The following is an 8,318-nucleotide window of genomic DNA, read 5'->3' as shown; positions in this document are numbered from 1 at the left end:
TGCGGACGTTCTTTTCCCAGAGATCAAGAGCAAGTACCCCCTTTTCAAAAGGGGGTACCCACTAACCCAAAACCCCCTCGCCGGGTGGCAGGTTCTCACATTGGGTGAGAACCAAAAACAGGGTGAAGAATCACCTCACGTGTCCACTCCTTAAATTCCTTTCACTAGCGTTCCAGTCAGACATTTACCGTGGACACTTATCGGGGTGCTTCCTTTCACCCCAAAACAAAAAAGACCGTCAAATTGGCGGTCTTTTATTGAACTGCAAAAATTAGGGTTATTTCCAAAACTCATACCATTTTTTATCATTGTCAAAAGTCGTTTTTTCATGCTCGTGATCAGTAACGGCAACTTGCTTTCTACTCTCTTGGTTTTCTCTTATGGCTGCCATTAACTTTCTGTCTCGTTCTTCTAACTTAGTATCTATATACTCTTGCTGTTTGTGCATATGTTCAACCAATGACTGAATGATTTTGTTTTGTTCGTTCATGGCTTTTTTCATATCCTGTAAGGCTTCACCAACATTTACGGTCATCAGTTTGTCATCTGCGTTCACGGTTATGGTCACGGGGTTCCCTGTTTGAAACAAGGTTTCTTCGACTTGTTCCAAACTCTTTCCGTCATCATATTGTTTCCGGATATTAAGGACGATTGGAATTGATTCAGGAGCTATGGTATAGCTTTTTCCCTTCTTCCGAATATTCAGATGATGTCCGTGATTCCGGATATACCTCCGAATGGTTGCATTTGGTATTTCTGTTTGTTTTTCAACTGCTAATACGGTTAGCCATTCATTGTCTTTGTTCATGCGGTCACCTCACCTCGTTCACCATCTGTTCATTATACATTATTTCTATACCTATCAAGGGATTTCTGCGGTCACGGTCATGGTTAAAGTCACGGGTTCGTTCATGCGGTCATAGCTCATATTGTTAAGATATAAAAAAATCCTCTTCTTAAAAACAAGAAGAGGAACATTACACTATTAGTTATTACTTAATAAGATTGTCCACTGTTACAAATTCATAACCCTCTGCTCTTAATTGGTCAATCATCTGCGGCAACGCATCAACTGTACCTTGTAATTTGGTGTTTTGGAAGTTGTGCTGCAAGACAATCCCTCCTGGGGATTTATCCTTATTCACAATCGTTAAAATTTCTTCCGCTGACTTCCCACTCCAATCAAGTGTATCTACGGACCAAAGAATGTTTTTTAATCCAAGTTTTTCAAATACGATTGCATCAGCTGCAGTAAAGTCGCCATAAGGGGGTCTTACTAAAGTAGGTTTTACTCCAGTTACCCTTTCAACAATTTCATTAGTAGATGTAATCTGTTGGATAACTTCAGCAGTATATAGTTTGGATAATTCAGGGTGATCCCATGAATGATTTGCAATGGCATGCCCTTCCTCTACCATCCTTTTAGCCAACTGCGGATAAAAGGAAACTTGCTCTCCAACTACAAAAAACGTGGCTGGTACATCTTTTTCTTTTAATATATCCAAAATCTGAGGCGTAATAATTTTGTCTGGGCCGTCATCGAAAGTTAAAGCAATTTTCTTTTCAGTAATTTCGGCCTTTTCATAGGCGATCGGCTTGCTCTCCGTTGGGGTGTTTGTTTGAATATTGGTTCTATTAATTTTAGGGTCGTAGGTAACGGTCATCCCTAATTTTTGTGCAGTTACCAATAATGGAATGTAAGGACGGCCATTAATAACAGTTGTTGTAGTAGCCAGGTTCTCACGGATCCATTTGTTTTTTCCTTTCATGTAATAGTCCATATATGCCTTGTCCAATGGGAGGGCAACAATATTATTTCTCTCAACAGCAATAGAATTATATTTTTCATTCTTATCAACCATAGCACCTGTATGTTTGAAAAATAGATCTGGAACCATTAAACGACCATTTTGCATAAAATAACTTGTTTTTATGGGTTGATTATCTACCCAAATAGATGCTTGAGATACAGTTGCAGCTGCTTGTATATGGCTTGCGAAAATAATATTCAACAAAGAAAAGGCTACTAAGATAAGCCCTAATCTTTGATTCTTTTTATATGCTTTCAATTCTTTCTTCCCCCAATTATTCTATTATATTTATCTTGAGTATAGTATCAGTATTTTGGGCAAAGAGATATGAGATATTACTGGGAAAATATGAATCATTTACTAATATAATCGTTACGTGGAGTGCAAGTTACCATTACCATATGGTCTTAAAAAACAATGGATCTGTTAAAACAGAAACACCTACCCCATACGATCAAGAACCTATCATTTCTATAAAAAAAGAAATAGAACTATCAGAATTATATTTTGAAGATTTTATAGAGTATGCTCAATCCCTCTCCGTAGAGGAGTTAGAATCCAGAATGATTGACCGAAGTGATGTCGGCTACCAACGATATTTAGGCGATATGCTTTTACGGATTGCTTACCATGATTCAGTCCATGCAGGTCAATTTTTACAATATTTAAGAATGGTTGGTTTGGAAAGACCCATGATATGGGATTAAAATTGAAAAGCATCCCAACAAAAATAAGATAAACTAATATGGACAAGGCCGATAATTTCCTTAGTCTTAAGGAATTATCGGCCTTGTTCTCGTTCAGAAAGTCAGGAGTTAATGAACACCGCATATTTACAGTGTTTTTTGAGCTTTGGAGCTTTCTTGAATGTTCAAGAACTCGTTCAACAATCTAAGTTCAGTAACCTATACGACACTAAGTATAGGTACACGATTACCATTTCCCAAACTAAGAAAACGCTGCATTCGACCAAATTTGGCCAAATGCAGCGTTTTCTTAGTTAGTTAGTAAGTTTTCCTATGGTACCTTGTAAATTTATGTTTCCTTCTTTGACATCTTCAATCAAATAAACTTTTGTCGCGTCTGATAATGAGTCTGGAGCCGTGAAAGAGTTACTTTGTGATGTTTCTTTGTTGGCTACAATTGAGAAAGGATCAAATATTGTATCTAGAATTATATAGATTGAATCATCTTCCACATAGACTAATGCAAATTCAGGTTCTATGCGATAAAATATATTTTTTGATTTTGCTTGAAAAGTGATTCCAGTATCCGAATCATTTTGGCTAACGCTTGAAAGGGTGATATCAGAAATTTTGATTTCATTTAACGAAATATCTACACCCGTTTGGTAGGTCGTTGATAGCATGAACATGTAACCGAATATAATGCTAATGAAAATGAGTAATAAAGCAATAGAAATTTCGAATCTTTTTTTCTGTTTAGTATCTAAAGAAAGTTTTTTAACCATTTTAGAATCCTCTCGTAATAGATTATCAAGAGAAACATCATACAAATTGCTAATAGATACTAAGTTATCTAAATCAGGATAACTTCTTCCCACTTCCCAACTAGAAATCGTGGATCGGGAAACATTTAGTATATTTGCTACATTTTCTTGAGTAAGCTTTTTTTCTAATCTAGCGTTTTTTAATTTCGAACCGATTTCCATAATGTTTTCTCCCTTCGAATTTATTATCTAAAGAATTCTAACTTAATCCTAGCCAAGATTAATGTCATTGATATGAAAGGGACGACAAGAATCCTGTCATCCCTTTCATATCAATGATGGTAGCTGATTTTGTTATTTAAAACCAATTGGAATCCCACCAACATTTCGGGGATTTTGTATGCTGCATGCACCCAGTTGACATAACCTCCGGATGAGGAAGTTAATTAACTTTAAATCAATAAGAACTCGTAAGTTCAATAACGAATTTAGCATTGAACTATGTTTAATAAATTGTGTCCCAAAAATTATCACTCTTCATATCTTCAACTACTTTTTTAAATGTATTTAAAATCTGTTTAACATTTTTATCACTAAATAAAATCATTTGAACTGGGGAGATACTTGTAGTAGCACCATTTTTTGAACAAGGAAAAATCCTTATTTGAGAAGAATCCTCCCAAACAAACGCCTCAATCAGCCAGTGTGTAGCATTAGGGTAGTCGGGGGTTATTTCATCATTAGTTAGAGCAAACTTATCCCTTTCTCCAATCGGTAAAAAATCATATCTTATACACCTAATGCCTTTTCTTTTAATTCTTTGACGTTTGGCTACATTTAAAGCATTATATCTATTTTCTGATTTTTTCTTTAATCGTTTTCTCATTTTTCACCTCTTATTTAACATTTCTTTGAATGAACTAAACTGCTTAATTAGTTGAAGAAGAAAATAGATGATTCTGCCGTAAAACGTGATTCACTTACTTAACTGGATTGTATCACGTATGCATCCTAAGTTGACATAACACCACGTCTAGGAAGTTGCTCCCTACGAACAAACCCTTACGAACTCTCACTTCTTCCTTTTTTCACGAATCTATCTTTTATTCATCGAATATACATCGTTGAGTTGACGGGCTTTTGGTTGATTCGCTTTTCCCCTCTAATGAATAAATATCCAATCTGTCTTGGGCTTTAGGTAAATAAAAAAAGACCGTCTCTGACGATCTCCTGTTCTTTAACTAAAGCACCCGTTAATGAAAAAGGTGTACCCATCGCAGGACGCCTCATAATTAGTCGTAAGCCATTATATATTTACTTAAAGTGGCTAATCTTGCTGTAATAATGTGCCATTTTGTTTATCGTATATTTTATAATGTATACCAAAATCAGAACCTTCATAATAGGTAACTTCGCAATACGCCTTTGTTAATGAACCTTTGTCCCAATAATTTGGAGGTACACTAAAAAATACATTTTCTGAAAACAGAATATCTAAATAAGAATTTTTTGTAGTGCTCCAATATTCAACTGAACACACACCCTTTACTGTGTCGTGATCTCCCTTTAAAATCTTAGGCATCACTGTTAGGGCATCCCAAAACACGGTGAGAGATAAAAGAGCAAATAATATGAGTCCAAGCTGGATTCCATAGTATTTAATAAGCGGTAAAGGTTTCTTTTCTTGAGCCTTTCTCATATACAGAATACCTGCTATACATAAAATAAAGCCTAAAATTATTAATGAAAATGCGCCTAGTAGTTCCATCATTTTTTTCACTTCTCCTTTTTTTATAATTCACTCTTTCATTTTCTGTTCAATTTCTTCAGGCGAGTGACCAAGTTTTTCAAGCAAAGCACGTTTCTTTTCTTGATATTCTTCAGTCACTACTGTCGCAACTGTCTCTTCTTTAGATGTATTCCTTTCGTTAAACCAATCAGGAATAACTTCTGTGCGTCCAGTTGATCGGCTGGCGCTTTGTAATTCATTAAAACTAATTTTATCGCCCGACAAATGTAGCTGTAATGCTATTTCAAGCTTTGATTTAATAAAACCTAAGGGTCTATTGACAGTTGGTTCATTATTAACGTATTTCACAAGCAAGCCCAGTTCATATTCAGCCTGTTCTTGCCAAACCGTAAGTGCAGTTGCGTAAATATCAGCAAAGTAACCTTTATCAAAACTGAACCCCTTTGCTGAGTCATTCAGTCGTTCGCGAATTTCATTTATGGAAGGTGCCTGTAGTTCTTTCTTTGGCTTTTCAGGTAATCGAATTTCTTTTTCTTTAAAATGCTGAATGGAAAACTCTATTTTGTCCACTTTTCGTCCTTTTTTAAGTTCCTTGATAGTAATATGTAAGTCTGTTTTTTCGTTAATTTCGTTAATAGCAAAAGATAACACCCTGTGTTTGAAATTCCCGTAAAGACTATATGTTTTCGTTGTTGCTCCTAATTTTTCACGCAAACTTTCTACTGGACATTCCCAACGTCCAAGATGTTGCCATTTCTTCATCAACTCGTACAAACGAATGGAATAAGTGCTTTTCAGAGACAGAATGTTACTCAACCGATAAGAAGTAAATGCGTTTTTCAATTGTAAAAGGTACGGCAAAAGTTTTGGTGAAAAAGACAAAGCAATAACGCCTTCCCCTTTGATGTAGTCAGCACTTGAAATCCAATTCGCCAGTATCCAACCTCCATCATCTTTAGGAATCTCAATGCTCTTAGACATAAGTTCTTTCGCGATTTCTTTTATTTCAGTGTAATGTTCTCGACCAGAAAGCCCTAGTAACTCATGAAATTCACGAATCGAAATGCGATAATCCATGAAGTCTTTGTCAGTCGGTTGAATCATGCTCACCATGGTCAGTACTATTTTTTGTTCTCTTGCTGTTAATGGCTTCAAATGACGAGCTTCAATCAGATTATTAGATTGTGTAACCATATAATTCTCTTGCAAAGAACATCTCTCCCATCCTTTTATTACTAGACTTATGTATTTGTAATACTAATATCAATATAAACCACTCAAACATACCGTGTAAAGTTATTTATTACATCATTTATCATTAAAGTAATAGTTCGAATCGAAAATGTAATAGTTCGAATCGAAAATGTAATAGTTAAGGAATCGAAAATGTAATAGTTCGAATCGAAAATGTAATAGTTCGAATCGAAAATGTAATAGTTAGACATCAAAAACATAGTCGTACCAAAGCCTCAATGGGTGCCTAAAACAGTTAAAACAAAGTACTTTAAACAAAAGATATAAAAACAACACCAAACAACGTGCGCGAGAATCTGGTGGTGGTGGAAAATGTAATTCATTAAAAACTTTTCCAAAAGAAAAAGCCCCTCTCAGGACTCTCTGCAAAACTATCAGTCTTCTATGATTCCGAATGTACCTAAAACCGATTCTATGATACCTAGAATCGGTTTTAATCGTTTTTATTGGAATTTGTAAGTACGAGCATTATAACCACCTTAAAAACGCTTGTACGGCTTTTTAGAGCTTATGGAGTTTAGTCGAAATCTACGGACTGACAAAACCGCATTTTGCAGCTACTTTTCCGGCAGTTAGAGACCTATCTCTCTAAATCCAAATCTTGTTTCTTACCGCGATCAATCGATTTTTCTTGTTCCCTTTTTTGTTGGAGTGTTTCTCTCATGCCTTCAGCACCTGGACGTTCATCATCCGGTATGTACTGGTCGAATTGTTCTTTTTTCAAGACATCATTACCAAATAGTTGAACCAATACACCGGTTCGAACATGACCCACATAGGCATGCATTTTTTCTTTGGCCATCCCCAACCCCTTGACGGAGTTAAATTTAATCGACTCTAGTGTCAATTTCAAATAATCAACTAGTTTTTCATAGGTGATGATCGCCTGTTTTAATTGCTTATTTTCATCCATCAATCGCTTTTTTTGCTCGATCAGCGTTGAATTCCGTTCGTTTAACCTATCAATCTGGTCTTCCAACTGTTCCACGTTACGTAAAAGGCCCTTATTTTCTCTTTTAAGCCCCTCCGCCCCTTTAGCGAGGGATTTAATCGTTTCGTAGTCTTCCGACGAAATTTCGATGGTTCTAGTGCCATTTAAACCCATCTTCGCTTTGAGGGTAGGCTTGTCTTTTACGGGGATGTTATCGACTTGCTGCTCGACCTCGTACACTTTCGTCACGTCTTGTAACTTGGTTTCCAGGTCTTTGACTTGTTGATCCAGCGTATCTGCCTTGAATTTCTGCGTTTCAATGTGTTCACGCTTCGAGCCTTTTTCGCCACGCTCAATGTCAAATCCGAGTTTCTGCATGTGTTTCGGAAACTCGTCTTGAATCCAAAGCAGCTCTTGTCGGTTGAATATGTTTTTGCCTTGTAACTTGCCGTCCCGCATCGGAACGATGCCCAAGTGAAGATGGGGGGTGCGTTCGTCATGATGTACCGTGGCATAAGCTACATTCTGTTTTCCATATCGTTCCGAAAACAAGGTGTAGCTCTCTTCGAAAAATTGTTTTTGTTTATCCGGAGTCAGCTTGTCGAAAAAAACGGTATCACTAGTAATCAATAACTCATTGACCAAGACCGCATCTTTTCGTGTTTTGCGTTCCCCTATTTTTTGTGACCCAATAATTTCTTTGACTCGCTTGTTGTAATCAATCTTTTCCGCGTTCACCAAATCGTAATTTAAATGCCGATTAGCTGGATCAATATCGGGGTTGGTTCGACTCTCTTTTTCTCGTTGGTTATGAAATTGAATTCCCTTCACATCATGTGATTTGATCTTCACCATTCGAGCCACTACAAAGCTCATTCGATTCCCTCCGATCACGCGATTTACTCGGCAACACTTCCAAGAAAAGTATAACACACTATACTTTACATCCGTAAAGGTGTGCTCTCCGAGGGTGAGTGCAGGGGTGACTTCCTCCTGCCGGATGCTGTCCTTCCCCCAGTTCAAGAGCAAGAAAGAATCGTCCGGCTGCGGACGTTCTTTTCCCAGAGATCAAGAGCAAGTACCCCCTTTTCAAAAGGGGGTACCCACTAACCCAAAACCCCC

At 36.9% G+C, this 8,318-nt stretch carries 7 protein-coding genes and 1 pseudogene; 1 reads left to right on the top strand and 7 read right to left on the bottom strand.

Annotated elements, in window-relative coordinates; all coding sequences use genetic code 11:
• Positions 1-277: 277 nt before the first annotated feature.
• Together ACHUE4_RS16495 and ACHUE4_RS16490 are read right to left on the bottom strand one after the other, a co-directional pair.
• The gene (locus ACHUE4_RS16495; RefSeq protein ID WP_394192039.1) at positions 278-808 is read right to left on the bottom strand and encodes a DUF3967 domain-containing protein; all 531 of its coding nucleotides are present in this window, start codon (positions 806-808) and stop codon (positions 278-280) included.
• Positions 809-992: 184 nt separating this feature from the next.
• Complete coding sequence (locus ACHUE4_RS16490) at positions 993-2,069, bottom strand: polysaccharide deacetylase family protein (protein ID WP_394192037.1); 1,077 nt, start codon at positions 2,067-2,069, stop codon at positions 993-995.
• Between the two features lie 119 nt (positions 2,070-2,188).
• Here ACHUE4_RS16490 and ACHUE4_RS16485 point away from each other — a divergent pair.
• Positions 2,189-2,518 (top strand): annotated as a pseudogene (locus ACHUE4_RS16485) (DinB family protein); the annotation flags it as partial.
• Between the two features lie 293 nt (positions 2,519-2,811).
• On the opposite strand, the gene ACHUE4_RS16480 reads toward ACHUE4_RS16485, so the two are convergent.
• From ACHUE4_RS16480 to mobV, 5 genes are all read right to left on the bottom strand, one after another.
• Complete coding sequence (locus ACHUE4_RS16480) at positions 2,812-3,483, bottom strand: helix-turn-helix domain-containing protein (protein WP_394192035.1); 672 nt, start codon at positions 3,481-3,483, stop codon at positions 2,812-2,814.
• Positions 3,484-3,766: 283 nt separating this feature from the next.
• Entirely contained in the window at positions 3,767-4,147 is a 381-nt protein-coding gene (locus ACHUE4_RS16475; protein ID WP_394192033.1) for a hypothetical protein, read from the bottom strand.
• 441 nt (positions 4,148-4,588) lie between these two features.
• On the bottom strand, positions 4,589-5,032 hold the full coding sequence (locus tag ACHUE4_RS16470; RefSeq protein WP_394192031.1) for a flavoprotein: 444 nt from the start codon (positions 5,030-5,032) through the stop codon (positions 4,589-4,591).
• A 27-nt stretch (positions 5,033-5,059) separates the two neighbouring features.
• Positions 5,060-6,220, bottom strand: coding sequence for a replication initiation protein (locus ACHUE4_RS16465; RefSeq protein ID WP_394192029.1), 1,161 nt, complete (start codon positions 6,218-6,220; stop codon positions 5,060-5,062).
• Positions 6,221-6,845: 625 nt separating this feature from the next.
• Positions 6,846-8,072 carry a MobV family relaxase gene (gene mobV, locus ACHUE4_RS16460; RefSeq protein WP_394192027.1) on the bottom strand — a complete coding sequence of 409 codons (1,227 nt, stop codon included), beginning with the start codon at positions 8,070-8,072 and terminating at the stop codon, positions 6,846-6,848.
• Positions 8,073-8,318: the final 246 nt, after the last annotated feature.

The sequence above is a fragment of the Paenisporosarcina quisquiliarum genome, assembly GCF_043641925.1.
Lineage (GTDB): Bacteria > Bacillota > Bacilli > Bacillales_A > Planococcaceae > Paenisporosarcina > Paenisporosarcina quisquiliarum_A.
The sequence above is the reverse complement of the archived record's forward strand: the minus strand, read 5'-3'. Positions and strand labels throughout refer to the sequence as shown.